The organism is Corynebacterium kutscheri (assembly GCF_000980835.1).
Lineage (GTDB): Bacteria > Actinomycetota > Actinomycetes > Mycobacteriales > Mycobacteriaceae > Corynebacterium > Corynebacterium kutscheri.
The window spans coordinates 540223-565678 of sequence record NZ_CP011312.1 but is presented as its reverse complement, the minus strand read 5'-3'; the positions used below and the strand labels follow the sequence as shown (position 1 = coordinate 565678).

27 protein-coding genes are annotated in these 25456 nt (G+C 47.5%); 11 read left to right on the top strand and 16 right to left on the bottom strand.

From position 1 onward, the window contains the following. Positions 1 to 40 precede the first annotated feature (40 nt). From thrE to otsB, 5 genes are read left to right on the top strand one after another with little or no spacing between them, the layout of a single operon-like run. On the top strand, positions 41 to 1531 hold the full coding sequence (gene thrE / locus UL82_RS02630; RefSeq protein WP_046438904.1) for a threonine/serine exporter ThrE: 1491 nt from the start codon (positions 41 to 43) through the stop codon (positions 1529 to 1531). A 48-nt stretch (positions 1532 to 1579) separates the two neighbouring features. After that, complete coding sequence (locus tag UL82_RS02625; protein WP_046438903.1) at positions 1580 to 1885, top strand: hypothetical protein; 306 nt, start codon at positions 1580 to 1582, stop codon at positions 1883 to 1885. 5 nt (positions 1886 to 1890) lie between these two features. Then, positions 1891 to 3339: an alpha,alpha-trehalose-phosphate synthase (UDP-forming) gene (locus UL82_RS02620; protein ID WP_046438902.1), complete on the top strand. Its 1449-nt coding sequence runs from the start codon at positions 1891 to 1893 to the stop codon at positions 3337 to 3339. Positions 3340 to 3342: 3 nt separating this feature from the next. Next, complete coding sequence (locus tag UL82_RS02615) at positions 3343 to 3777, top strand: hypothetical protein (protein WP_046438901.1); 435 nt, start codon at positions 3343 to 3345, stop codon at positions 3775 to 3777. A gap of 2 nt (positions 3778 to 3779) precedes the next feature. Further along, the gene (gene otsB / locus UL82_RS02610) at positions 3780 to 4508 is read left to right on the top strand and encodes a trehalose-phosphatase (protein ID WP_046438900.1); all 729 of its coding nucleotides are present in this window, start codon (positions 3780 to 3782) and stop codon (positions 4506 to 4508) included. A gap of 63 nt (positions 4509 to 4571) precedes the next feature. On the opposite strand, the gene UL82_RS02605 is transcribed toward otsB, so the two are convergent. Beyond that, positions 4572 to 5654, bottom strand: a complete 1083-nt coding sequence (locus UL82_RS02605; RefSeq protein WP_046438899.1) for a LacI family DNA-binding transcriptional regulator — start codon at positions 5652 to 5654, stop codon at positions 4572 to 4574. 39 nt (positions 5655 to 5693) lie between these two features. Between UL82_RS02605 and UL82_RS02600 the strand changes: the two genes are divergently transcribed. Beyond that, a complete protein-coding gene (locus tag UL82_RS02600) occupies positions 5694 to 6476 on the top strand; it encodes an alpha/beta hydrolase family esterase (protein ID WP_046438897.1) in 783 nt (260 codons plus the stop codon). Here the strand turns inward: UL82_RS02600 and rlmB are convergent. Genes rlmB through UL82_RS02575 form a run of 5 tightly spaced genes read right to left on the bottom strand, consistent with a single transcriptional unit; the run spans position 6473 to position 10616 of the window. Further along, positions 6473 to 7417, bottom strand: coding sequence for a 23S rRNA (guanosine(2251)-2'-O)-methyltransferase RlmB (gene rlmB, locus UL82_RS02595; protein WP_046438896.1), 945 nt, complete (start codon positions 7415 to 7417; stop codon positions 6473 to 6475). The genes UL82_RS02600 and rlmB overlap by 4 nt on opposite strands. A gap of 12 nt (positions 7418 to 7429) precedes the next feature. Further along, positions 7430 to 8824, bottom strand: a complete 1395-nt coding sequence (gene cysS, locus UL82_RS02590) for a cysteine--tRNA ligase (protein ID WP_046438895.1) — start codon at positions 8822 to 8824, stop codon at positions 7430 to 7432. Continuing rightward, a complete protein-coding gene (gene ispF / locus UL82_RS02585) occupies positions 8821 to 9315 on the bottom strand; it encodes a 2-C-methyl-D-erythritol 2,4-cyclodiphosphate synthase (protein ID WP_046438893.1) in 495 nt (164 codons plus the stop codon). The genes cysS and ispF overlap by 4 nt, the downstream gene beginning before the upstream one ends. After that, a complete protein-coding gene (gene ispD, locus UL82_RS02580; RefSeq protein WP_083966393.1) occupies positions 9308 to 10042 on the bottom strand; it encodes a 2-C-methyl-D-erythritol 4-phosphate cytidylyltransferase in 735 nt (244 codons plus the stop codon). The genes ispF and ispD overlap by 8 nt, the downstream gene beginning before the upstream one ends. Further along, on the bottom strand, positions 10038 to 10616 hold the full coding sequence (locus UL82_RS02575; protein WP_046438890.1) for a CarD family transcriptional regulator: 579 nt from the start codon (positions 10614 to 10616) through the stop codon (positions 10038 to 10040). Before UL82_RS02575 ends, ispD begins: the two co-directional genes overlap by 5 nt. A gap of 262 nt (positions 10617 to 10878) precedes the next feature. Here UL82_RS02575 and UL82_RS02570 point away from each other — a divergent pair, with 262 nt between their 5' ends. Continuing rightward, the gene (locus UL82_RS02570; RefSeq protein ID WP_046438889.1) at positions 10879 to 11457 is read left to right on the top strand and encodes a hypothetical protein; all 579 of its coding nucleotides are present in this window, start codon (positions 10879 to 10881) and stop codon (positions 11455 to 11457) included. 84 nt (positions 11458 to 11541) lie between these two features. Here UL82_RS02570 and UL82_RS02565 read toward each other — a convergent pair whose 3' ends face one another. Further along, positions 11542 to 12921: an Ig-like domain-containing protein gene (locus UL82_RS02565; protein WP_126363948.1), complete on the bottom strand. Its 1380-nt coding sequence runs from the start codon at positions 12919 to 12921 to the stop codon at positions 11542 to 11544. A gap of 244 nt (positions 12922 to 13165) precedes the next feature. Between UL82_RS02565 and radA the strand changes: the two genes are divergently transcribed. After that, positions 13166 to 14527 (top strand): DNA repair protein RadA, encoded by a 1362-nt coding sequence (gene radA, locus UL82_RS02560; RefSeq protein ID WP_046438886.1) that lies wholly within the window; start codon positions 13166 to 13168, stop codon positions 14525 to 14527. A gap of 6 nt (positions 14528 to 14533) precedes the next feature. On the opposite strand, the gene UL82_RS02555 is transcribed toward radA, so the two are convergent. After that, positions 14534 to 15223: a hypothetical protein gene (locus UL82_RS02555; protein WP_046438885.1), complete on the bottom strand. Its 690-nt coding sequence runs from the start codon at positions 15221 to 15223 to the stop codon at positions 14534 to 14536. A gap of 71 nt (positions 15224 to 15294) precedes the next feature. Then, the gene (locus UL82_RS02550; protein ID WP_046438884.1) at positions 15295 to 15894 is read right to left on the bottom strand and encodes a carbonic anhydrase; all 600 of its coding nucleotides are present in this window, start codon (positions 15892 to 15894) and stop codon (positions 15295 to 15297) included. 65 nt (positions 15895 to 15959) lie between these two features. Here UL82_RS02550 and UL82_RS02545 point away from each other — a divergent pair, with 65 nt between their 5' ends. After that, entirely contained in the window at positions 15960 to 16850 is an 891-nt protein-coding gene (locus tag UL82_RS02545; RefSeq protein WP_046438882.1) for an HhH-GPD family protein, read from the top strand. On the opposite strand, the gene UL82_RS10785 is transcribed toward UL82_RS02545, so the two are convergent. Then, the gene (locus UL82_RS10785; protein WP_083966392.1) at positions 16822 to 16995 is read right to left on the bottom strand and encodes a DUF4236 domain-containing protein; all 174 of its coding nucleotides are present in this window, start codon (positions 16993 to 16995) and stop codon (positions 16822 to 16824) included. The genes UL82_RS02545 and UL82_RS10785 overlap by 29 nt on opposite strands. Before the next feature lie 167 nt (positions 16996 to 17162). Further along, positions 17163 to 19790 (bottom strand): ATP-dependent Clp protease ATP-binding subunit, encoded by a 2628-nt coding sequence (locus UL82_RS02540; RefSeq protein ID WP_046438881.1) that lies wholly within the window; start codon positions 19788 to 19790, stop codon positions 17163 to 17165. 249 nt (positions 19791 to 20039) lie between these two features. Between UL82_RS02540 and UL82_RS02535 the strand changes: the two genes are divergently transcribed. Continuing rightward, positions 20040 to 20483, top strand: coding sequence for an arsenate-mycothiol transferase ArsC (locus tag UL82_RS02535; RefSeq protein ID WP_046438880.1), 444 nt, complete (start codon positions 20040 to 20042; stop codon positions 20481 to 20483). 37 nt (positions 20484 to 20520) lie between these two features. Here UL82_RS02535 and lysS read toward each other — a convergent pair whose 3' ends face one another. After that, positions 20521 to 22062 carry a lysine--tRNA ligase gene (lysS, locus tag UL82_RS02530; protein WP_046438878.1) on the bottom strand — a complete coding sequence of 514 codons (1542 nt, stop codon included), beginning with the start codon at positions 22060 to 22062 and terminating at the stop codon, positions 20521 to 20523. A gap of 49 nt (positions 22063 to 22111) precedes the next feature. On the opposite strand from lysS, the gene UL82_RS02525 reads away from it, so the two are divergent. After that, entirely contained in the window at positions 22112 to 22960 is an 849-nt protein-coding gene (locus UL82_RS02525) for a carbohydrate kinase family protein (RefSeq protein WP_046438877.1), read from the top strand. Here UL82_RS02525 and UL82_RS02520 read toward each other — a convergent pair. From UL82_RS02520 to UL82_RS02505, 4 genes are read right to left on the bottom strand one after another with little or no spacing between them, the layout of a single operon-like run. Continuing rightward, positions 22957 to 23646 carry a pantoate--beta-alanine ligase gene (locus tag UL82_RS02520; RefSeq protein WP_046438876.1) on the bottom strand — a complete coding sequence of 230 codons (690 nt, stop codon included), beginning with the start codon at positions 23644 to 23646 and terminating at the stop codon, positions 22957 to 22959. The genes UL82_RS02525 and UL82_RS02520 overlap by 4 nt on opposite strands. Next, complete coding sequence (locus tag UL82_RS02515) at positions 23646 to 24293, bottom strand: 6PGD fold domain-containing protein (RefSeq protein WP_126316289.1); 648 nt, start codon at positions 24291 to 24293, stop codon at positions 23646 to 23648. Before UL82_RS02515 ends, UL82_RS02520 begins: the two co-directional genes overlap by 1 nt. 10 nt (positions 24294 to 24303) lie before the next feature. After that, positions 24304 to 24984 (bottom strand): DUF6779 domain-containing protein, encoded by a 681-nt coding sequence (locus UL82_RS02510; RefSeq protein WP_046438873.1) that lies wholly within the window; start codon positions 24982 to 24984, stop codon positions 24304 to 24306. A 26-nt stretch (positions 24985 to 25010) separates the two neighbouring features. Continuing rightward, the gene (locus UL82_RS02505; protein ID WP_046438871.1) at positions 25011 to 25454 is read right to left on the bottom strand and encodes a DUF3180 domain-containing protein; all 444 of its coding nucleotides are present in this window, start codon (positions 25452 to 25454) and stop codon (positions 25011 to 25013) included. Positions 25455 to 25456 lie beyond the last annotated feature (2 nt).

Here is a 25456-nt window from a genome sequence, read left to right as displayed (position 1 = left end):
TTAATTCCGAGATCCCCCAAAAACAAGGAGAATAACCACATTGTCGATCCTGGAAAGGTTACGATTACTCACTAATCACAGTGGACGTATCGCTACCATTGATGCGATCAAAGCTGCCCCACCACCATCACCATTAGCACCAGTTGATCTCACCGATCCAGCACAGGTGGCAGCAGTTATCGACGTCGCAGCACGCATCGGCGATCTCTTACTTAGCTCCGGTACTTCTAACCGAGATGCCAAGGCGCAGATTCATGCTGTAGCTTCTGCTTGGGGGTTACATTATTGCCACGTCGATATCACACTTAACACAATTACCGTGTTTACCAATATTGGCGGCGAAAAACGAACACCAGTCAGTGTCTTTCGCGTAGTCAGTTCCATGACTACAGATTTTTCTAAACTAAGCGAAGTAGATCGCTTGATCCGCTCCATCCAAGCCGGCGCTACCCCAGTGGATGTGGCAGATAAAATTCTGCGCGATCTTTATGCCACCCCTGCCTCTTATGGGTTTAAAACCTCTCTTATTGGCTGGGGCGGACTCGCTGGTAGCGTAGCTGTTCTTTTAGGCGGTAACTGGCTTAGTGCTTTAGTGTCTTTTCTGATTGCTGTCGTGATTATGGCAGGCTCTCGCTGGCTGGCCAAGCATTCGTTGCCAATGTTTTTCCAAAATATTTTTGGTGGATTTGTCGCAACTGTACCCGCTGCGGTGACCTACCAGATCGCTAATTCTTATGGCATGGATATCACCCCTAGCCATATCGTTGCGGCAGGCATTATTGTCATGCTTGCTGGATTAACCATGGTGCAATCACTCCAGGACGGCATCACCGGAGCCCCAGTAACAGCAAGTGCTAGATTCTTTGAAACTATGCTGCTTACCGGAGCTATTGTTGCTGGCGTGGGCGCAGGTATTCAAGCAAGTGAATTACTCGGTATTACCTTACCGCCATTAGCAACTGCGGCTTCATACAATTATGCTTCCGCTACTGTAAAAGTTTTTGCTGGCGGATGTGCATCGGCAAGTTTTGCCCTTGCCTCCTATGCAGAACGTAGTTCAATATGGTTATCTGGATTAACCGGACTTACTGGATCAGCAATCTACTATTACTTGCTTCTTCTTTTAGGCTTTTCGACGGTAACTACAATCGCAATCACTGCAACTGTTATTGGTCTTGCCGGCGGTTTACTTGCTCGACGATTCCTTATCCCACCGCTGATTACCGCGATTGCCGGTATTACTCCACAATTGCCCGGACTAAGCATTTACCGAGGCATGTATGCAGCCTTAAATGGGCAAATGTTACTCGGATTTACAAACCTAGCTTTAGCACTATCTATTTGTTCTGCTCTAGCAGCTGGGGTAGTTCTTGGTGAATGGATCGCACGTAGGTTACGTCGTCCGCCGCTGATTAATTTCTACGACGCTTTTAAACGCCAGCGCACCTTTGATTTTTCCCAAGAATCCAACCCTGATACTAAAAGCTTTACCGTGGTGCGGATACCGGCTAAGCGCAAACCCAAACAATAGAGTATTATTTAAAAACTGCACTGAATTTTTTAAAGCTCAGGAGGACTCTTGCCACCAAAGGTCACAGATACCCGCACTACTTCCGCCGATGCACTACATGCAGTTGAGGCCGAAACCGCTGCTGCAGCTCGCCAGATTGTTGCAGCATACTCTGAGAATTTCTTCGATGCTGTCACGCTTATGTGCATGCTTGGGGTCGAACCAGAAGGTCTGAGCTATCGCAAGGTTGCTGCCGAAGAAGAAGCAAAGAACGCACCTAAAAAGGCTGCCAAGAAAACAACCAAAAAAGCTACTAAGAAGACCACAAAAAAGGCGACCAAAAAAGCTACTAAGAAAACAACCAAGAAAGCTTAACGGCTATGTGCGGTGACAATGATTTTGTGGTTGTAGCTAATCGGCTACCAGTTGATATTTCTATTGCTGCCGATGGAACCCAAACTTTCTCGCCTAGTCCTGGCGGGCTAGTCACCGCACTATCACCGATTCTAGAGTCCCGCCAAGGGTGCTGGGTAGGCTGGCCAGGTAGCACTAATGAAGCTCCAGAACCTTTCTACACCGACTCCGGTATTCTCTTGCACCCAGTAGCTCTTACTGATACTGACTACGAGCGCTTCTACGAGGGTTTTTCTAACGCTACCCTCTGGCCGTTATATCACGATCTTATTGTGCCACCCATCTATGATAGTGATTGGTGGATTGCTTATCGTGAAGTGAATCTAAAATTTGCGCATGCTGTTTCTGAAGTAGCCGCCAAAGATGCTGTGGTCTGGGTGCAAGATTACCAACTCCAGCTACTGCCTGGTATTTTGCGTCAGATTCGCCCAGATCTCACTATTGGTTTCTTTCTTCATATTCCGTTCCCAAGCCCAGATCTTTTCCGCCAATTGCCGTGGCGTGAAGAGATTGTGCGTGGGCTCATGGGAGCAGATCTTATTGGTTTCCATCTAACCCATAGTGCTAATAATTTCTTAGAACTAACTCAACAAATTGTTGGTGGTCTGGGTACTCATACTGGGCAGCCGGAAGAACTTGAGGTTAGCGGTCACGCTTCGGTACGCGAAATTTCTGCCTGGGTACGCAGTAGTGATGGTCGCCAAGTTGGGGTAGCTGCCTTCCCAATTTCTATTGATGTTGCTGCCATTGATGAGTTACTTCCCTCACAAGAGCATAGTGCTCAGCTACGCGCGCAACTAGGAAACCCTACTCATCTTATTCTTGGGGTCGATCGCCTGGATTACACCAAGGGTATTCTTCAGCGCTTACTTGCTTTAGAAGAACTCTTTTCTACTCATGCCCTTGATCCTAAAACTACCGCGTTTGTTCAGATAGCAACTCCTTCTAGGGAACGTATCGAGCATTATCGAAAGACCCGCAGTCAGGTTGAAGAGGCCGTTGGTAGGATCAATGGAAAGTTTTCTAGCTTAGGACATACGGTGGTGCACTATCACCATACGTCGGTAGCTAAAAAACAATTAGTTCAGCTTTATGCAGCTGCGGATATCATGCTTGTTACCCCACTTAAAGACGGCATGAATTTGGTGGCCAAAGAATATGTAGCCTGTCATTCCGATGCTAGTGGTGCACTGGTTCTTTCTGAGTTTGCTGGCGCTGCCCATGAGCTTTCCGAAGCTTATTTATGCAATCCTTTTGATATCGAATCCATTAAGCGTCACATAGCTGCGGCAGCAAATAATACTTCGACCGAACGCATGTCTGCGTTGAGTACACAGGTTCGTACTCATGATGTCAATCTTTGGGCAAGTAGTTTCTTAGAGAACTTGCATGCCATACATAATCGGAAAGACTAAACCATGCGCCTGCCCCACTATGGTTATCTACTTCTCACCGTTATGTTAAGCGCGTGTGGTACACCTGAGCCGACTCATAATGTCTTTGAAGTTACTGCAGTTTATACCAACCCTGATGAGGTAAGCGCTATTAATCCTTCAGTTGCCGGGGCAGTATCAATGAGTTTCGGTAATAACACCGTAGCTGGGTTTACTGGTTGCGCGCCGTTTCAAGGTTTTGCTTCCCTTGATCAACAGCATGCTCGTTTTAGTCAGATGCAATTTGATCCTATTAGCGATGAATGCTCTGGACAGAATCTCAGTATTCATAACGCATTGGTCTCGTTGCTTGTCGACGGCGAATTCGAGGTTGATAGTCGAGAAAACGGTATCCTTATCCTTAGGTCTCATAGCGAAGGCCTTGAGCCAAGTTCTATCCACCTTATTAGCAAAGGCTAAATATGAACCTTTCTGCTCTCGCTACAGCCAAACGTTTACTTATTGTCTCCGACTTTGATGGGACCCTAGCTGGTTTTTCGCAAAATGCCTACGACGTTCCCACCAACAAGCGTTCACTAGCGGCGCTAGAAAAACTTAGCCAGTCACCTCATACCACGATCGCTATTCTTACTGGTCGCCACCTTGACGGGCTAGCACAAGTAGCACAATTTCCTGCCCACTATCTGCTCGTGGGATCTCATGGTGCTGAAGAAGCTAACGAGCTGGCTACGCTTACTACCGAGCAGCAACAAGGTTTAACTGCGATTGGTAACGCTTTTTCCCAATTGCTCATTGAAGGGGCATTCGTTGAAGAAAAACCCTATCACCGTGTGCTTCATGCAGTGCGTGCAAAAGATCAGCAATTAGCAGCCAATATGCTAGAAAAAGCACTAACTCTTGATCTTCCTGCCGGCATCACATTAAAACCTGGTCGAATGATCATCGAAGCGTCGGCAACCGATGCCACCAAGGGAACGTGGATTGAAAAGAAGAAAAAAGATTTTGATGCCATTGTTTTTCTTGGTGATGACACCACCGATGAAGACGGTTTTGCAGTACTTAACCGTGAGCTTGATTTAGGAGTTAAAGTTGGTGACGGTGAAACTCTTGCCGGCCACCGAGTAGCAGATCTTGACGGGGTAGCTGATTTCCTCGAAGAGCTAGCTACCCTACGCACCGCACAACATTAACTGTACAAATAAAAGCTGATCCCCTGGTTAAAACTATGTGTTTTTGCCCTCGGGGTCAGCTTTTTAGTTTTTAGGTGCAGTTACTGTAGCACCAGCGCTAAATTGAGTTTCTAACAACACACTTTGTGGCTCTTCACCACGAATAGTAGCTTGTAATAGCTCCCATGCTGCCTCACCTTTTGCTTTATTGGGTTGGATCACAGTGGTCAGACGCAATTCCTGGGCACGGTGTACGCCATCAAAACCAGTCACCGAAAGCTGCTCAGGAATAGAAATACCTTGTTGTCGGGCATACTCTAAAACACCAAAAGCCATGGTATCAGTGGTACATAGCACTGCCGTTAGATCTGGATAAGCTTCTAAAAGCTCCCGGGCAGCATCAACATTGTTGATCGGGTCATTAATATGACGCTCGATCACTGGAATATCACTACACCGAAGCCCAGCCTGCATAAAAACCTCAAGTGCTCCGCTTACCCGGGCTTGTTGAACATGATGACGTGCTTTTTCTAAGCGCTGTGGAGAAACTAAACCATTATTAACAGTAGGATCAAGACGAATACACAGTATGCCAATGCGCCGATGACCAGCGTCGACAAGCGCTTGGGCCACAGGAGCAATAGCATAACGATCATCAATACCGACAAAAGGAACATTGTCTACATCAACCGGTTGATCACAAATTACTACTGGCAACTTACGTGATAACGCTGCTTCCAAATAAGGATCCTGACGTGCTACGGAATACACGATAAACCCGTCCACAACGGCAGAATACACTCGTTGCCGCGCAGAAACTATATCCTCATGTGACGGACCAACTGGAATCAATGTTAATGAGGTATTACCGCCTATCGACGCAGTTGCTACCCCAGATAAAAAATCTACACTGGCAGCGTCTTCGAAAGCATAGGTTAAATGCTCGGTCAGTAATAATCCCATAGCGCCTACATGCCGAGTACGCAGGCTACGTGCTGCGGGATCAGGACCTAAATATCCAAGCTTCTCTGCGGTAGAAAAAATTTTCTCACGCAACGCAGGAGAAAGCTGTTCGGGGCGATTATAAGCGTTGGACACCGTAGTTCGAGAAACGCCTAATTTTTCGGCCACCATCGCCAAGGATGGCCGGCGTTGCAGCTTAGACATAGTACTTAAAAAAGTTACTCCTCTAATAAGCTAGCTACAATGACTTTCGTGGATAAGATTTCTATTGCTGATCGCACTGCATTGGTTATTCCTGCTAGCACTACATCTCATAGTGTCCTTATCTACTTGCATGGCTCAGCTCAATCACCAGCAGTAGCGCGTCGTTTTACTGATCATTCTTTTGAAACTCTGAGCAATCAAGGTGTGACAATCTGCTACCCAGCAGGTGTTCACCGTCATTGGAACGATGCCCGCATACAATTTAATGAAAAGACCCGCCAATTGGGTATCGATGATGTGAGTTTTCTTAGTGAACTTGCCCAACATTTCGAAGGTCAACGTGTCCTGGGCGTAGGCTTTTCTAATGGCGGACACATGCTTTTTCGCTTACTTCATGATGCACCCGGGTTACTTTCACAGGCAGCAATTATCGGTGCAACCCTACCTGCACCCGATAATTTTCTTTCCCATACACACAATTGGCAACCGACCCCTATTTTACTGATGCATGGCACCGCCGACCCAATATCGCCTTTTTATGGAGGTACCACAAAACTAGTTACCGGCCACGATCGCGGGAATGTACTAAGTTTTAGCGATACTGCCAACTATTTCGTCCAGCTTAACCAAGCTCCACCACCAGTTAGTGAAGAAACTGATAATGCTACTATCCAGCGTTATGGCGCCTGGGTAGAAACTTGGGCGTTAAAAAATGTTGGCCATTATGTTCCAACGCTCAATCCACCAGTATCAAAGCTACTTGGTCCTGCTCCAAAGGGTCTTGTTGCAGCCGATATACTAACGCGATTCTTTAATTGTTAGGTAATACTTCGGCGCTGGCGAGCAAACTCGCTAAGTACTACCCCTGCCGCTACGGAAGCATTCAGCGATTCGACCCAACCCGCCATCGGAATACTCATAATGCTATCGCAGGTTTCACGCACCAATCGTGAAATACCCTTGCCTTCCGAACCAACAACAATAACCACTGGATCGGTACCACCGTTATAGGTATCTAAGGTGTTATCTCCACCGGCATCTAAACCAACCACCTGGTAACCATTTTGTTGGAACTGCTTTAAGGTACGAGTAAGGTTAGTTGCCTTTGCCACTGGTAACCGTGCTGCAGTACCGGCTGAGGTTCGCCATGCGACTGCGGTCACTGAGGCACTGCGACGCTCTGGGATAACAACCCCGTGTCCGCCAAAAGCAGCCACACTACGAATAACTGCGCCTAGGTTACGTGGGTCAGTAATGTTATCCAGCACTACCACCATTCCAGGTTCGCCAGTATCTGCGATCCGTGATATTAGTTCGGGTACATCTGCGTACTGATATGGTGGGATCTGAAGGCCGATACCCTGGTGCATACCATTACCGGTCATGCGATCTAGTTCAGGACGGGGAACTTCAATAAGTGGAATACCGCGTGAGTGTGCAGTCTGCACTGCCTCCGAAAGGCGATCATCATTATGTGTTCCTTCGCAAATGTACATGGCGGTTGCTGGAACACGTGCGTGCAAGCATTCAATAACTGGGTTACGCCCTACTACCATTTCCGGCAGTTCTTTTTCATGGCGTCCTTGATCACGACGCTGTTTTTCTAGCTTACGCTTATGTGCTGCATGATAAACGCGGTCTTCTGCTTTAGGGGTAGGTCCTTTCCCGCGTAAACCACGCCGACGGGCACCACCAGATCCTTTAGTCGCGCCTTTTTTGCTCTTTTTCCTTATTGTTGGTCGTTGGGGATCGTTTCCTGCCATGAGTTTTTCCTTCTAAGAGTTCAATGCCCAACTTGGGCCATTAGGGGTATCGGTAACGGTAATGCCCGCAGTGAGCAAACGATCACGGACTTCGTCGGCAAGCGTCCAATTCTTCTGCTCACGAGCCTGCGTACGTCGATCCAACTCGGCAGAAACTAATACTTCTAGTGCCGCCATCGCCTGAGTATTATCACTATCTTCTTGCCACTTATATGGATCAATACCAAGCACGTGAGTCATTGCTCGTACCGATTCAGCATAACGACGTGCAGTATCTTTATCCTGTGCTGCCAATGCCGCATTCCCAGCACGAACACTGCCATGAATCTCTGCTAATGCCTTGGGCACAGAAAGATCATCATTCATTGCCGCATCAAAAGCAGCGCTGCGCTCACCTAAACCAAGTTCACCGGTTTCCGCCGTGGCCTTATTGATAAAAGCTTCTATGCGTCGATAAGCAGTCGCTGCATCTTGAAGTGCCGGTTCAGAATATTCCAACACACTGCGATAATGCGCCGAGCCCAGATAATAACGCAACTCCACCGGGCGCACCAGGTTAAGAATATGTGGAACGGAAAGAACATTGCCCAAAGACTTAGACATTTTCTCCCCACTCATAGTTACCCAGTGGTTATGCATCCAGTACTGCGCAAAACCATCACCGGCAGCATGCGACTGAGCAATTTCATTTTCATGGTGTGGGAACTGCAAATCCAATCCACCACAATGAATATCGAATTTCTTACCTAAATACCAGGTAGCCATGGCCGAGCATTCCAAGTGCCAACCCGGACGACCCTCACCCCACGGTGTGGGCCAACTAGGCTCGCCTGGTTTTGCTGCTTTCCATAATGCAAAATCTACCGGACTACGCTTAGCCGCACTATCAGCTTCGCCTTGTTCCATTTCTTCAATACGGTTACCACTTAGCTGCCCATAATCACTACCCGCAGCGTCATTCCAGGCAGTGACATCAAAATACACCGAACCATTCGCCGGATAAGCGTAACCGGCATCAATAAGCCGCTGCATATAGTCAACCATCTGGGTCATGTGACCGGTTGCACGTGGTTCTACCGAAGGAGCTAATACTCCTAGGCTTTCATATGCCTTAGTAAACTCTCGTTCATAAGTAGAAACCCATTCCCACCAGGGACGATTATGCTCTGCTGCCTTGGCTAGGATCTTATCGTCAATATCGGTTACATTACGCACAAAGGCAACATCGAAACCTTGAGCACTAAGCCAGCGACGCAAAATATCGAAAGCTACACCGCTACGCACATGCCCAATATGCGGCTGTGCTTGTGGAGTAGCCCCACACAAATAAATGCTTGCTGTACCCTCAACCAAAGGCGTGAAATCTCGCAGTGTGCGGGTTGCAGTATCGTAAATGCGTAAAGTCACGCATTTAGTGTAGCAGCCCATACCACGGCTGTTGCCACGGCTGCTCGCCCTTCACCGCGTCCGGTAAAGCCGAGGTGATCTGTTGTTGTCGCAGATACTGAAACTGGTGCACCGAGAATCTTCGACATTATCTGCTCGGCTTCTTTGCGTCGGGGATTTAGTTTAGGTGATTGCCCAACAAGTTGAACTGCCGCATTACCAATAATAAAACCGTGCTCAGTTAATAACTCACGGCATTCAGTAAGCAGCTGAGCACCAGATACTCCGGCATATTCTTTGCGACCAACCCCAACAAAGCTTCCCAGATCCCCTAAACCAGCAGCCGATAGTAATGCATCAACAACCGCGTGCGCTACTACATCCCCATCAGAATGACCTTCGCAACCAGAAACTTCCGGAAACTCTAAACAAGCAATCCAGCACGGTTTATTTTCTTCGATCTGGTGTGCATCAGTAGCAATACCTACCCGCGGGATAATCGGCTTAGACATCAGGTACCTCAAAAATTGTTGGTTCGGCTTTATCGGTAACAGCTTTAGCTAATGCATAATCAATCAACGTTGTGATTTTAAAAGCCATCGGATCACCGGGAACACAACTGACTATCTCGCCTGCCCATTCCACAAGGCTGGCATCATCAGTAGCGATAAAGTCAGGATTGTTAGCAAAATAAGCTTCATTAGCAGCTTTGAGTACGCTTAACTTAAATCCCTGGGGGGTTTGCACCGCCTTTAATGCACTACGCACAGGAGTTTCGACGACCTGGTTATCGACAACTTTTTTAATCGTATCGGCAACTGGTAGTACTGGAATAACCGCGTTTTTACCTTCCAAAACTCCACGGGCTACCCGCGCAATCATCCCAGGCGGGGTAAGTGCACGAGCTGCATCATGGATAAGTACTACTGCTTCTTTATCGGGCACACATTGTAAACCGCACCACACCGAATCAGCGCGTTCTTGTCCCCCATGGACAAGTCGAACCGGGATTTCTGCGTCGAAAAGCCCATAGTGGTGAAGTAATTTGTGCGCATAATCATGCATTTGTGGGCTGATAATCACAATGACTTCATCGACAACCTCAGAAGTAATCATTGCTTGTACACTGCGCACTACCAACGGGCGTCCACGCAGTGCCACATAAGCTTTTGGGATATCTGCACCCAGGCGCGAGCCAACCCCTGCGGCCGCGATCAAGGCGTAGACCCGCACTTTAATCCTCGTCGTCGAAGCTAAGATTATCGAGGTCTAGATCATCAAGATCCTCAACAATCTTGCTCTCACTTGGCTCATCGGCACCAAGACGAGCGATAGTTTCATCAACCTCAGCAAGGATCTTCGCTGACTTAGCCTCATCTTTATTCTTAGCCAGCGCTAATTCACCAACAAGGATTTGACGCGCTTTTGCAAGCATGCGTTTTTCACCCGCTGATAGCCCCTTGCCCTGATCTCGACGCCAAAGATCGCGAACAACCTCCGCTACTTTATTCACATCTCCAGAAGCCAACCGCTCTTGGTTAGCCTTAAAACGACGAGACCAGTTACCAGCCTCTTCCACGTCGGTTTCACGCAGGAAATTGAAAACCTTGTTCAGGCCTTCATCATCAACGACATCACGTACGCCAACCAGCTCTACGTTTTTCGATGGGACGCGAATTTCGAGGTCAGATTGGTTGATCTGGAGAACCAGAAACTCTAAGGTCTGCCCACCCATCTCGCGCTGCTCAATGCCGGTGACGATAGCTGCACCGTGATGTGGATAAACGACAGTATCGCCGACCTTAAACTCCATTAATGCTCCAATCACAAAGTTGCCAAACTCGTAGCATTCTAGCACGAAAAACCAACACAATCATTGCCGGGAACTAAGCAAGCAAATAAAACCCCTCACCTTTGGTACCCAACACCATCCTAAAGTTGCACCCCATTTGGCAAAAATATTCCCTTATAAATAGGAATGCGTCTATGCAAAGGGCTAAGGTGAAGGAAGAAAATTGCCTTTCTTAACAGATCTACTAAAAGATTCCAATCATCTTTAGTGCTGGTCTCACCCCATGGAGGACAAACCCGTGAAGCCTTTAAAGTCTACCGTGCGTCGTGGCGCATTGTTTTCTCTAACAGCAGTCTGTGCTTTAGCTCTGACTGCCTGCTCTGCTGGGCAGATCACTCAAACCTCAAGCCAGGTCGCTGCTGTAGATGGTGTTGAGGGAGAAACTGCAAACAACGCTATCGCAGTTCGTGATGTCACTATCCATCTAACTTCCGAAGGCGAAGCCGGACTAAAATTCACCGCTATTAACCAAGACCCACAGGCTACCGCCCACGTGTTGCGTTCAGTTACCGTTGGCGGTACTCGCGTATCCTTTGAAGGCGATACCACGATTGCACCAGATTGCTCCCTGGTCTCTGATATTCGTTCCGAGCTTGACCTACTCACCGAACCAGAAAACATCTGCATCACCCATGTTGCCAGCAGCTTTAATAATCCAGGCTTTGCCTATGGTGGCAACCAAGAAGTTGTCTTTACTTTCGACGATGGCGAGATCTCACTGAGCGCAACAGTTTCTGAACCAGTGCCAGTATCCGGACACAATGTTCGCGATACCGGCAGCGGTACTGGCGCACAACACTAATCATTAACTAATGGGCCTTCCCTATTTTTTAGGGAAGACCCATTAGTTATTTTTTGCTTAGTTAGCTTGGTAGCCAAGTTATTTTTACCTCAATCGCCTTAGCACAAATGCACCGCTGGCGATCACAATTAATGCCACACCATGAAGGATAATGTCGTTTATCCCCAACGAATGCTTAAATTCATCGGCTGAGATAATATCCATTTCGCGTGGTTTATCACTGCTAATCATTTCTTGCCCATAAGGTTGCAGAACTTGGCTTGTTTGAGCCGAATTATTTTGCTCAGTCTCACCTACCCGCACTGAGGTGGCATCACTATTTGACTGCGACTCAGACATAGTGCGGCTATTTGCCCCCGCTACCGGTTCCAAAGTTGTTGTAGAACCCACGGATGTTTCTACGGTAGGTTGCGGATGAACAACAACGTTTCCAACTGCATTGTTACCGGCAGGAGTACCCGGATTATCACCAGAAGGCGAATTGTTTACTAACCCTGGAGCAATCTCCGGTTGATAATAAGTGGTATATGAATTATCCGTTGTGTTACTTGCTGCAGTAAAATTTATTTTTCCAGTACCGCTAAGCCTACTATCAACAGGAGAAGAGACCTGCATGGTTGCAGTGCCATCGCGTCCATAATCATTAATCACACTGAGAATATTAAGTACTTTACTACCGGTTACCTGAACCAATTTCAAACGCATCGTATCGCGGTCAATCTCAACGATTTCAGCGTCCTTATCAAGTACTAACTGCGCGTAATTAGGATCAAAGTAAGAACCATCTAGAACAAAGTTAAGCTCTATTTCTTCTAAAGGCTCATTTGTCATTGGCATAACAATACGCCAGTTAATAGTTCGCATATCTTGCTGCGCAGCAATTTTAATATCACCATTAAACGACGCTTCTTGAGCTCGCACGGTGAGATTAAAAATTTGACCACCCATATTTAGCTGAATTTCATCAACATTATTAACGTTATGATGCCGAAGCGGAATAAATAAAGATAAGTTTCCACTTAAATAAGCATCAGAATCCTGAGCATAATCATTAAATTCAAGAGTTAATAACCCAGCAGTTGTAATGGTTCCAACGCCAATGGCTTGCAGATCCCCAGGAGGAATAACATCAAAAGTTATTAAACTCGTTGGTGAGAACTCTGGCGGTAACTGATAGGTCATATAATCGCCAGCACTAGGAGCACCATCGAGAGACCAAGGTAAAGTAATTGCAAAAATAGAGCCCGCCAACACTTCACTACCATCGGTGATCGGTACTGAATTTACTGCCAGGTGGGCTGCCCCAAAACCACCAAGACGTTGGTTACTCTCAGCCACTTCCGTCATATCAGTCTGAAAATCACCGTGCGAAACAGTAGCGGCCACCAAAGGAGTGTAGATCGTAGCAACACCAACGATCATTGCCGCCACAGCTACCCGAGCACTCCTCTTTGCTCTTTTCACCGCCCAGCCACTCCTTCGCATTTTCACCCAGATAAATAGGCACTTTTCCCAAGGGAAAATTAGGAAAAATACCTTATTAAAGCTTAAGAATACTAAAAATTTCCCTAAGCACAAACCCAGGTCATTAGCAGATAATAATCTATCTATGCTTCAGATCACAATTCGGTTTAATAGTTAGCATTCACTTGCTTACCCCTAACTAAGCATCATACCTGCATTTTATCCATGTTGTACTCTTGGACACATGGCCAAAAAACCTAAGAGTATGTACCTGTGTTCCGACTGCGGATACTCCTCGGCAAAATGGCTCGGACGCTGCCCTGACTGCGGCTCATGGGGAACACTAGAAGAATCTACTACTAGTACTATTTCACCGACTACTACGACACTTACCCCACATTCGCCAGCTCAGCCGATCACCACGATCAACGCAGCTGATGCAACGTATATACCAACCGGGATTAGCGAATTAGACCGAGTTCTTGGCAGTGGCATTGTCGCAGGATCAGTGGTACTACTTGCCGGCGAACCTGGGGTAGGAAAATCCACTCTCCTATTGGAGGTAGCAAGTCGCTGGGCACAACAGACTACCAATAATAAACAACGCATCGCCTTATATATCACTGCTGAAGAATCTGCCGGACAGGTACGCATGCGCGCCCAGCGCACCGGTGCACTACAAAACACTTTATATTTAGCAGCAGAAAGCAATCTGGATATTCTTTTTGGCCATGTTGAACAATTAAAACCTAGCTTGCTTATTGTTGATTCAGTACAAACCATACATGCCCCCGGCGTAGAAGGCGTTGCAGGTGGTGTCGCCCAATCGCGTGCAGTAACCGCAGCACTAACTTCACTAGCTAAAACAAGTAATATCCCAGTATTATTAGTTGGCCATGTAACCAAGGATGGCAATGTTGCCGGACCGCGAGTGCTTGAACACCTTGTGGATGTAGTGTTGCACTTTGAAGGCGACCGCCACTCTAGTTTGCGCATGTTACGCAGTATTAAAAACCGCTTCGGCGCTACTGATGAAGTAGGTTGTTTTGAACAGCGTTCCAACGGCATTAAAGAGGTTCCGGATCCATCTGGTCTTTTTCTTTCCCACCGTGACACCACCCCGGATGGAACTGCAGTCACTGTTGCTATGGACGGGGTTCGCCCACTGCTTGCCGAAGTACAAGCCTTAGTGGTGCCTACCGAAGCAAAAAATCCCCGACGCGCAGTTACTGGCCTGGATTCCACCCGAGTACCAATGGTGCTTGCAGTACTCAGTGCACGCGCCGGCAAACGCACCCATAATACTGAAGTTTATGTAGCAACCGTTGGTGGCATGAAAATAGGCGAACCGGCAACAGATCTCGCAGTAGCGCTCGCTACCGCTTCAGCAATGAGCAAAAAACCATTGCCGGCACAAACCGTCGTTGTTGGCGAAGTTGGACTAGCAGGTGAAATCCGACGCGTACCTAATTTAGCCCGTCGGCTACAAGAAGCGGCACGATTAGGTTACACCAGAGCAATTGTTCCGGTTAATAATGAAAACATTAACAATATTGAAATTATCCAGGTGCGTGATATTACTGAGGCACTCGCCCAATTACGTTAATAAAAACTAAGCCAGGTTGAAAGGAGTAGCAAGCGAAGCATTATCGCCAATAACCGTGTGTAGATAATAGCTACCAGAAGCTACTGTTTGGCGAGTACTACAACCACCTTCAGAACTACTGGTACGTGACCATACTGCTTCGTAATAGCGCTTTTCACCAGAACCAAGTGTTTGTGTGCCTTGAGCAACAGCTGGGTTACAGTCAATATCTGCCCAAATACGTTGATTAGTGCGCAAATCATATACTTCAAAGCGAGGGATCGCCTGAGTCATATCTATTTCGCAATCCGCGGCAGTAGGATTAGATACGGTCATATAAAAGCGCGGCATAATATCAGCAGAATAATTCGGCTGATCGGTAGTTGCTTCAATCTTTAGATCTTGTAAAGTGCATGTGCGCTTAGCATCGGCTGCTACTGCTTCCGTATTAGGTTCAACCGAAGTAATAGTAGATGTTGTCGAAGGCTCGGACGTAGCTTCGGTACTAGCAGTTGCAGTACTTGATGAGCTTGTCAAAGCACTAGAGGTTTCGGCAGTTGTTTCAGTCTCGGTGCTATTTCCACCCAAGGCAACAGCAAGCCAAATAAAAAGTGCTGCCACAAGCACTATGATAACGCCGGCAGCCGCACGACGGCGACGATAATACACCTCGGGTGGTAGCTGAACAGGTTGCTGAGAATAGTTTCGACGTTCCACGCCTTCATGCTAAAGGCATATCTACCATAATGATGTGCTTAGCTACGGTGTGTCTTGGACTTATGTCGATATTAGGAAAAGACTTCCAGCTCTTCTACAGCACCATCGGAAAGCCGATATCTAGCAGCAATCAATCTGGTGTCGCCTTTTTCTACTGCTTTTGCAATCACTGGTGAAGTATCAATAATTCGACGCACGGTTTCTTCAGCATGGTGACGCTCAAAATCTGCCATAGATGTTTTGCCATCACTTCGTGCTTCCAAAATAGATGGTGTGATCTGTTCAACCAAAGTGCGCTGATGTCCACCAGGTACCTCGCCACCTTCAATAACTGATAACGCTGCTTTAACTGCGCCGCAGGATTCATGTCCAAGGACCACCACAACCTCAACACCTAGGCCAACGATGGCAAATTCCAAGGAGGCTAGTACACCTGAGTCAATGACCTCACCAGCGGTGCGTACAACAAAGACATCGCCAAGACCGACATCGAAAAGGATCTCAACTGGAACACGAGAATCACCACAAGTAAAAACGGCCATTCGTGGTGATTGTCCGCCAGTAAGTTCTAATCGTCGAGCTTGATCTTGGTTGGGTCGGTGCGGTGTCCCGGCGACAAAGCGTGCATTTCCTTCTAATAGGGAAGCCCAAACAGCTTGTGGATCTCTCATAATCTCTATTCTGCCTTCTTTTTGGTTAGCTTGGAAAAGCTACTAAGGATTACACTAACCCAACGATGCTTCCCGAACTTCACTGCCGGCTACGTAGTTGGTACCACGTACATGCCCGCCCACTTGCCTGGCGAGATCCCGCGACCTCAGCGTGGGGTATTTTACTCAGTGAGATTATGAGCCAACAAACTCCAGTTGCCCGGGTTGAGCCTAAATGGTGCGAGTGGATGGATCGCTGGCCTACCCCAGCAGATCTTGCTCATGCTGATACCGCTGATTTACTTATTGCGTGGGATACACTAGGCTACCCACGCCGTGCGCTACGGCTACAAGAATGCGCACAGATGATCGTCGATAAGCATGGTGGTGTAGTGCCTTCTGATCTAGCAGAATTATTGGCACTACCTGGAATTGGTGATTACACTGCCCGAGCAGTAGCAGCGTTTTACTATGGCCAGCGAGTACCAGTAGTTGATACTAATGTGCGTCGAGTTTATAAACGACTTATTCAAGCAACTTATCTCCAAGGGACTCCCCGACGCAAAGAGTTAACTGAGGTAGAGTCAATTTTACCAATCGAGGGTGCACCAGAATTTAGTGCGGCATTAATGGAGCTTGGCGCACTAGTATGCACCCCTACCCCAGCTTGCCAGCTATGCCCAGTCAGTGACTTATGCGCATGGCAACTCAATGGATGCCCGCAGCCAGATGAATTAGAACTTGCCCAAGCAAAACAAAGGGTACAAAAATTTACCGGAACCGACCGACAAGTACGCGGTAAAATCATGGCTGTACTACGCAAAAATCGCCACGCTCGTCGTGCTGATATTGATCTTATCTGGCCAGATCAACAACAACTTTCGCGCTGCTTATTTAGCTTATTAGCAGACGGACTCTGCGAAAACGATGGTGATATTTTCTCTTTGCCTACTTCTTCCACTTCCCGCGATAAGTAAAACCACCCGGTAGCTTAACCCAAATTCCACCACGAGAATTAATTGTTACTGGACCAATCTTTGTACTGGCGGAGGCACCAGACTTAGAAAAATTTAGCCAAGTATTCTTGCCAATTTTCTTTCTTTTCCTAAAATTTAGCACTATAAAACTAATTTCTTTTGTAACGTCGGAGACAACTCACTAACTCATTTTCCGTTAGCCAGCCTTATGCTAATCCTGTCTGAAATACACCTCAACTTTAACAACCACAGACTCTCATAAAAATGGCTGCCACCCATATTTTTTAGGTGACAGCCATATTTGATTATTGATTACTCTAAACCATCGACATCGAGTGCTTCTGGTACGACAACTTCGGCTGCATCAATAACCGCCTGTTGTGCCTCAATAACCTCAGCATCTTCTTCTTCGGGGAAAGGTTTTGATCGTGGAGTAAACGTAAAGGAAGCCTGATCAGTATCCTTTGATTGACCATCCCAACCATCAACATCAACGGTAACAATCTCGCCAGCACCTAATTCACCAAAGAGAATCTTCTCAGACAAAACATCCTCAATTTCACGCTGAATGGTACGACGAAGTGGACGAGCACCCAGAACTGGATCGAAACCACGCTTGGCCAAAAGATTCTTAGCCTGCTCGGTGAGTTCAATATCCATATCTTTTTGTGCCATTGCCTGAGCCACACGGTTAATGAGCAGATCAACCATCTGCACAATCTGCGGCTGAGTTAACTGGTGGAAGACCACAATGTCATCAATACGGTTTAAAAACTCTGGTCTAAAGTGCTTCTTGAGCTCATCGTTGACCTTGTTCTTCATCCGCTCATACTGACCGGCCTCATCAGTTTCACCCACCGCACTAAAGCCCATTCCTACGGCTTTAGAAATATCTTGGGTACCTAAGTTTGAGGTGAAGATAAGCACGGTGTTCTTAAAGTCCACCACACGACCCTGACCATCAGTAAGTCGACCATCTTCTAACACCTGAAGCAAAGTGTTATAGATCTCTTTGTGTGCCTTTTCGATTTCATCAAAAAGCACTACCGAGAATGGCTTACGACGAACCTTCTCTGTGAGCTGGCCGCCTTCTTCATAACCGACATATCCTGGAGGAGCACCAAAAAGCCGCGACGCGGTAAACCGATCATGGAATTCACCCATGTCAATCTGAATAAGCGCATCATCCTCACCGAAGAGGAATTGTGCCAAAGCTTTAGAAAGCTCAGTTTTACCCACACCAGATGGGCCAGCAAAGATAAAGGAGCCAGATGGACGACGAGGGTCTTTCAGCCCGGCGCGAGTGCGTCGAATAGCCTTAGAGACACTCTTGACGGCTTCTTCTTGGCCAATGATCCGCTTATGCAGCTCTTCTTCCATGCGCAAAAGGCGTGAAGACTCTTCCTCGGTAAGCTTGAACACTGGAATGCCCGTCCAATTTCCCAAGACCTCAGCAATCTGCTCCTCGCCTACCTCAGCAATCTCTTCTAGATCACCAGAACGCCACTGCTTTTCCTTCTCCGCACGTTCCTCGCCTAATTTACGTTCCTTGTCACGCAGACCGGCAGCTTTCTCGAAGTCTTGAGCATCAATAGCAGCTTCCTTCTCGCGGCGAACCTTAGCGATGCGATCATCAATCTCACGAATTGAAGAAGGAGCAGTCATGCGCTTAATACGCATCCGTGCGCCCGCTTCGTCAATCAAGTCTACGGCCTTATCAGGTAGGAAACGATCATTGATATAGCGATCCGAAAGTTGGGCAGCAGCAGCCAAGGCACCATCGGTAATGGATACGCGATGGTGCGCTTCGTAGCGGTCACGTAAACCTTTAAGGATTTGAATAGTCAAATCTACCGAAGGCTCCGGCACTTGCACCGGCTGGAAACGACGCTCCAACGCAGCATCTTTTTCGATGTGCTTGCGATATTCGTCCAAAGTAGTAGCACCAATGGTCTGTAATTCGCCGCGCGCTAATTTCGGCTTTAACAAGCTTGCAGCATCAATAGCGCCTTCTGCAGCGCCAGCTCCTACTAAAGTGTGGATTTCGTCGATAAATAAAATAATATCGCCACGTTGGTTAATCTCCTTGAGCACCTTCTTTAGGCGTTCCTCAAAATCACCACGATAGCGTGAGCCAGCCACCAAAGAACCTAAGTCCAAAGAATAAAGCTGTTTATCTTTCAAAGTTTCTGGCACTTTGCCATTGACAATATCAAGCGCTAAACCTTCTACCACCGCAGTTTTACCAACACCAGGTTCACCAATAAGAACTGGGTTATTCTTAGTTCGGCGAGAAAGCACCTGCATAATGCGTTCGATTTCCTGCTCACGACCAACTACTGGATCGAGCTTGCCTTCTTTGGCCGCCTGGGTAAGGTTACGGCCAAACTGATCTAAAACTAAGGAATTAGAGCGCTCACCTACCCCGCCTCGGCCACCACGGGCAGCAGAGGTAGCACCAACCGAATCATTCTCGGTAATCTCTGGGTTATCCTGTCCCCCCTCATAACCAGAGAGCAATTGGATAACTTGTTGACGAACCCGCGGAAGATCAGCACCTAATTTCACTAATACCTGCGCGGCCACGCCCTCGCCTTCACGAATAAGACCCAGCAGCAAGAACTCGGTACCAATGTACTTATGCCCCATTTGCAGGCCTTCACGCAAGGAAAGCTCAAGAACCTTCTTTGCTCGTGGGGTAAAAGAAATATGCCCAACTGGTGGCTCGGCACCACGGCCAATAATCTCTTCCACTTCTTGGCGCACAGATTCCAAAGAGATGCCCATGGATTCCAAAGCCTTCGCCGCTACACCTTCACCCTCATGGATCAACCCCAAAAGAATATGTTCAGTGCCAATATAATTATGGTTCAGGGAACGTGCTTCTTCCTGCGCCAACACAATAACGCGACGAGCACGATCGGTAAACCGCTCGAACATGGTGTCTCCTAAAAATTCTTCACTAGTTTGCTAATGTCACCAACTCTAACGCCATTACCGGACAAAACGTTTCCCTTTTTTAACCACCACACCCAAATCTAGTAAATAACAGCAGTTCACAGATACTTTTTCTTGCTGTACGCCTGTAGCGAACAGGTGCTTTTCTAACCATCTGAACACCTATTTCGCTCCGCTGTGCTAAAAAGTAGCCTAATATTTTTTATAACTACCCATCATCAAGGAGTACTCATGTCAGTAAATGTGGCCAAACTGATTAATGATCGCGCGGCAAAGAAAAAGAAAGTGTACTTTATTGATGCTGGAAATGGTGGTAAATCTCAGATAGCCAAAGCACTCTTCTTATTAGAATGCCCCAACATTGAGGTGTACTCAGCTGGAACTACTCCCTCTGAATCTCTTAATCCGCTCGCAGTACAAGCACTTGCCGAAATAGGTGCTGATATGAGCGAAGGGCATCCCAAAGGGGTTGACCCACAACTGTTAGGTATTAGCAACCACATCGTCTTAATCGGCGCCGATGCTCTACTAGAGCTTAATGTCCCGGGCACGGTTGAACGCTGGATTACCGACGATCCTTTTCTCCGCGGTATCGAAGGCCTAGAAGCTATGCGACTTATTCGCGATGATATTCATACCCGAGTTAAAGAATTTGCCCATCGGCTAGCCAAATAAAAACAGCTCCCTTTTCCTAAGGGAGCTGTTTTTTCTATTAATTTTCTGGCTTCACCATTGGGAAAAGAACTGTTTCCCTAATACCTAAACCAGTCAATGCCATCAACAAACGATCAATACCCATACCAGAACCCGATGTTGGTGGCATGCCTTGCTCCATAGCAGCTAAGAACTCTTCGTCTAAGACCATTGCTTCATCATCGCCACCGGCAGCAAGACGTGCTTGATCTTCGAAACGAGCTCGTTGGATAACCGGATCCACCAACTCAGAATAGCCAGTAGCCAACTCAAAACCACGCACATAGAGATCCCACTTCTCGGTGACCCCTTCTTGACTACGATGATCCCGAGTCAGCGGAGAAGTCTCTACTGGGAAATTACGCACGAAAATTGGCCCGTGGAGCTGATCAGAACATAAATGCTCCCAAATCTCTTCCACAAACTTGCCGTGTCCCCAGCCCTTACCGGGTTCTAGGCCAATTACCTGTGCAAGAGCACCAAGCTCAGCAACCGTAGAATGAATAGTCACCTCAGGCTGTCCGGGGAATTTACGCGCCAAAGCCTCATTGAGCGAAGGATACATTTCTATCGATGGCCATTGACCGCCAAGGTCGTACTCACTGCCGTCGACAAGGGTAACGGTGGTAGAACCAAAAACATCTTGAGCGATGTATTGGATCATATCTTGATATAGCTGTGCACCCTCATCATAGGTTGCATACGCCTGATAGGTCTCCAGCATAGAAAATTCTGGGCTATGCGAAGAATCAACACCCTCATTACGGAAGTTACGATTTACCTCAAAAACACGCTCAATACCACCTACTACACAGCGCTTTAAGTAAAGCTCGGGCGCAATACGCAAATAGAGATCAATATCCAAAGCATTAGAGTGTGTTTGGAATGGACGCGCCGCAGCACCACCATGCAAGGTTTGCAGCATCGGAGTTTCTACTTCTAAGAAATCACGTGACTCTAAGAAGTTACGCAAACTACGCATCACTTTAATTCTCGTCATTGCGTTGGTGCGCGCCTGCTCACGCATAATCAAATCCGTATAACGGTGTCGAATACGGCTATCTTCACTCATATCCGCAAATGCCACTGGCAAAGGACGTAATGCTTTTGAAGCCATATGCCAGGTATTCGCCATAATGGATAACTCGCCGCGTTTCGACGAAATAACTCGTCCACGTACAGAGACAATATCGCCCAAATCGACAGACGACTTCCATGCAGCTAGCTTTTCTTCGCCAATCTCGGCAAGTGACAGCATTGCTTGAATATGTGTGCCATCGCCTTCCTGAAGCGCTGCGAAGCACAGCTTGCCGGTATTGCGAATAAAAAGCACTCGGCCGGCTATTGCAACCTCGACATCAGTCTCATCACCGGCTTGCAAATAGGTCACGCCTTCAACAGGTTGTTCTGGAAGGGTTTCTACAGCCTCAAATTTAGCGCGTAGATCGCTAATGCTGATCGTGCGATCAACAATGACCGGATAGGCATCAATGCCTTCGTCGATAAGCTTTGCGCGCTTTTCATGGCGGATTCTTAGCTGCTCAGGTAGTTCGTTTATCACAGTGCTTTAGGGTAGCAGGTTTTTCCCTCAAGACATTAGACTAAAAACCATGATTACCGTTTGCGGCGAAGGACTCGTCGATCTTGTACCTAATCAGGACTCACACCTTGTGCCCGCACTCGGTGGCGGCCCATTTAATGTGGCAATCGCAACATCACGCCTTGGTGCCCCCACCCAATTTCTCTCACGCATTTCCACCGATACCTTTGGCGAACAACTTATTGCCAAACTCATCAGTGAAGGTGTTGATATCAGCCATGTTCAACGCGGTGGCGAACCCACGACCTTAGCTGTTACCAGCCTTAACGACGATGGTTCGGCAAACTACACCTTCTATATCGAAGGTACTGCCGATCGCTATGTCAGCCCACCAACCGAATTGCACACCGACATCGCTTGCTTCGGCACCGTATCGCTTGCGCTTGATCCCGGTGCTACCCGATACGCGCAATTACTACATCGGTTATATCAACAAGGTACTTTTATCGCCCTTGATCCTAATATCCGTAGCTTCTACACCAACGATGCTCACCGGGACTTCCTTCTCTCATTACTGCCAAGTGTGAATTTACTCAAACTCAGCGAGGAAGAAAATGATTTCCTTAATAACCCCACCGCACCAATAAAAGTAATCACTCGCGGTGAACACGGTTTAGAAATCCATGTCCATGGCGAAATCATCACTATCCCAGCATTACCAACTACTGTTGCCGATACCATCGGTGCCGGCGATACCATCATGGGTGCGCTACTAGCTCAACTGCACCAACACGGCACCAACCTAACTAGCCAACAATGGCGTGAGGTAGGAACCTATGCTGCCCAAGCCGCAGCGATTACTGTTTCGCGCACTGGTGCACAACCTCCTACAGCGAAAGAAATCAACGCCACTTACTAGGCTAAACCCGCATTATCTATATACCGAGCACCATCAACTATGGCACCAACGATAAGCCGCTGGCCGACTACATCGAGGTATTCCACTTCAATGTTAGCTGCGGCTAATACCGAATGTGCTGCTGCTAGTACTGCTTGAGTGCCCTGATCAGCAACAAAGACACCGGCAGTCAAAGCGGCAGCAATTGCAATATCGCCTGGAGTAGACAAAGATAACGCCACCCCATCGGCATTGCGAACTACCGGCACAGAATGAATCTTTATTGGAATATGCAGATCACGAACAGTTTTTTGCAGGGCAAGCAGCAATTCCCAGTCTTTTTCTCCGACTACGAGATCGCTTGGCCCAATATGCAAAATCAATGCGATCAACCGAGCTAGCTCAGGTTCAATATCTTCATGCCATAATCCAGTATCAAGGCGAACGTGGCGCCCATGCGGCCACAATTGTTCATCGCTAATATTTACTTGCGCATCGACTCCGGTTAATTCAATGCCTTCATGGCTAGCAATAACCACCGATCCTGGGATTCTGCGTGCTGCATCAAGTAACCGAATATGTCCGGCATGTAAACCAGTACTCAACGCAACAAGCACCACAGGCTTGCCCTGTTTGCGAAACGCACGTGCAACTAAGGGGATCGTCGCAAAGTCAACGGAAGTGGACTGTTTAAGTTGAAAAGCCATTATTCTCCTTCATCTATCGCCCACCATTCCACATCATGAGCACGAGTTCGTTCAGCCATTCGACGAGCTAATTCTTTAAACGTGCGTTTCGATGGTCTATGCTCAATCTGCTCTACTGCCTCCTGCATGGTAGTAACGTCCATGAGCTCGTGGCTTAGTTGCGCACCAGCACGAATATCAAACACGAAATCATAATTATCTACTGCTTGCTCTAGTAAACTGGTCGCCTCAAAACTGATCGCGTTAAGAAAACTAGCATAAGCAACCCCGGCTACAAGCTGCGCAAGCGCCTCATTCTTCACCGGAATTGCCTGCGCATTAACCTCATTGATCAGTAACTCTGCCACCATTGCAGCCACCTCGTCGGTAGCAGTTACTGTGCGCTTCAGCGGAGTAATCGGCAAGGTAATAAAACCGATCGCTCCTTGTGCGACCAAGGGAGCAAAAAGCGCTAAATCCCGGTGGAAACCAGTATGCACAAAAATCTGGCCAGGACGAGCGAAAGCAGCACATACCGCAGCATCCTCATCAACAATGACCATTTCACACGCAGCAATCTCACGAGGATCACTGACCCGAATTACCGTATGACCAGCGGATTCTAATTTATCAGCGAACTCATTGTAGCCAAAGGTCGCGATGGTCATTCTCGGTGCATCAATCACGGCGCTTTAATAAATCAGCAACCGACAACCCCGCACTGTGTTCATCACGGCGACGACGACCATGCTCAGCAACAACAGGTGGTTTCGGCTCTTCTTCCTGAGTTATTCCACCTTGTAGCCAATCAATAGAACCAAAGCTGCCGGTATCAAAACGACGTGGTTCTGGTTCTGGCTCCGGTATATAAGTTGGCTCCGGCTCGACTGGTTCTGGCTCCGGTATATAGGTTGGCTCCGGTGTCTTTTCCTGCTCAATTTCAAAAATACGTTTAGCTTCTGCCTGTACCATGGTTGGTTCGCTGTAGAGTTGTCCGGTCAGCTGGGCAAGCTGCTCACGTACGTCGTTAAGCTGAACTCGTATTTCGGCTAAGGTGTCTTCTTTTATCCGTCGCTCAGCATCTGCTTCGATATGTGCACGCTCAACGCTTAGTTCTTGTCGTGCCTGCTCTAGTTGTACTGCATGAAGCTGGCGTTGTTGTTCTAGCTCAGCATGTGCTTTTTCCGCCTGCGTACGATACCTACTAACCAGGAAAAAACCGATCACTGCTGCCCACAGTGCTGCGATTAACGCCAGGCGCAAAAAACTAGCATTTGACGTTAACAACATAATGACACTTGCAATCAGTGCGAGAACAACCAATGCAGCCTGTGCTGCATCCCGCGACTTGAATTCCATGAAAACCAACCTACCTCAGTTCAATCTTAAGTCGCATCCGGAGGCGGTACGCTTAATGTTCTTTCCAACCAAAACCCAGCAGCAGACAGTGCTATGCCGCCAATAAGTGCTGTCACAACTCCAGGGGTGTCTGCCACGGCAGCTAATAAAGTAGCGGTTTTCGGCAATACATAAACTGCCATTCCCAAATAAATTCCGCCGAAAATTGCTCCAGTGTAAGCAGAAGCTTTACCCACAATTAAAAAATTCGCTGCTGCTATCGGATTCAATTGGGTTCGATCTAGGCCTAGATCAGTATTTTTAAACTTCCACACCAAAGCTAAACACAATACTGCTAAGGCAATCAGCAACAATCCAGGCGCAATAGGTACTGTTGCCATCGCACCATAGAATCCACTCACCACAATATATGATGCAGCTGCACAAAATCCGCCCAGCGCAATGAGTACAGCAGGTGAAGTGCGTTTCATTC

Excerpts from the sequence above, each read along its gene's own strand:
- UL82_RS02575 (WP_046438890.1), bottom strand. The coding sequence starts at position 10,616 with ATGGAGTTTAAGGTCGGCGATACTGTCGTTTATCCACATCACGGTGCA.
- UL82_RS02525 (WP_046438877.1), top strand. The coding sequence starts at position 22,112 with ATGATTACCGTTTGCGGCGAAGGACTCGTCGATCTTGTACCTAATCAG.
- ispF (WP_046438893.1), bottom strand. The coding sequence starts at position 9,315 with ATGTCTAAGCCGATTATCCCGCGGGTAGGTATTGCTACTGATGCACAC.
- UL82_RS02510 (WP_046438873.1), bottom strand. The coding sequence starts at position 24,984 with ATGGAATTCAAGTCGCGGGATGCAGCACAGGCTGCATTGGTTGTTCTC.
- UL82_RS02505 (WP_046438871.1), bottom strand. The coding sequence starts at position 25,454 with ATGAAACGCACTTCACCTGCTGTACTCATTGCGCTGGGCGGATTTTGT.
- UL82_RS02545 (WP_046438882.1), top strand. The coding sequence starts at position 15,960 with ATGCTTCCCGAACTTCACTGCCGGCTACGTAGTTGGTACCACGTACAT.
- radA (WP_046438886.1), top strand. The coding sequence starts at position 13,166 with ATGGCCAAAAAACCTAAGAGTATGTACCTGTGTTCCGACTGCGGATAC.
- UL82_RS02615 (WP_046438901.1), top strand. The coding sequence starts at position 3,343 with ATGCGCCTGCCCCACTATGGTTATCTACTTCTCACCGTTATGTTAAGC.
- UL82_RS02515 (WP_126316289.1), bottom strand. The coding sequence starts at position 24,293 with ATGACCATCGCGACCTTTGGCTACAATGAGTTCGCTGATAAATTAGAA.
- otsB (WP_046438900.1), top strand. The coding sequence starts at position 3,780 with ATGAACCTTTCTGCTCTCGCTACAGCCAAACGTTTACTTATTGTCTCC.
- UL82_RS02620 (WP_046438902.1), top strand. The coding sequence starts at position 1,891 with ATGTGCGGTGACAATGATTTTGTGGTTGTAGCTAATCGGCTACCAGTT.
- UL82_RS02600 (WP_046438897.1), top strand. The coding sequence starts at position 5,694 with ATGACTTTCGTGGATAAGATTTCTATTGCTGATCGCACTGCATTGGTT.
- UL82_RS02570 (WP_046438889.1), top strand. The coding sequence starts at position 10,879 with ATGGAGGACAAACCCGTGAAGCCTTTAAAGTCTACCGTGCGTCGTGGC.
- UL82_RS02540 (WP_046438881.1), bottom strand. The coding sequence starts at position 19,790 with ATGTTCGAGCGGTTTACCGATCGTGCTCGTCGCGTTATTGTGTTGGCG.
- UL82_RS02550 (WP_046438884.1), bottom strand. The coding sequence starts at position 15,894 with ATGAGAGATCCACAAGCTGTTTGGGCTTCCCTATTAGAAGGAAATGCA.
- UL82_RS02520 (WP_046438876.1), bottom strand. The coding sequence starts at position 23,646 with ATGGCTTTTCAACTTAAACAGTCCACTTCCGTTGACTTTGCGACGATC.
- rlmB (WP_046438896.1), bottom strand. The coding sequence starts at position 7,417 with ATGGCAGGAAACGATCCCCAACGACCAACAATAAGGAAAAAGAGCAAA.
- UL82_RS02535 (WP_046438880.1), top strand. The coding sequence starts at position 20,040 with ATGTCAGTAAATGTGGCCAAACTGATTAATGATCGCGCGGCAAAGAAA.
- UL82_RS02605 (WP_046438899.1), bottom strand. The coding sequence starts at position 5,654 with ATGTCTAAGCTGCAACGCCGGCCATCCTTGGCGATGGTGGCCGAAAAA.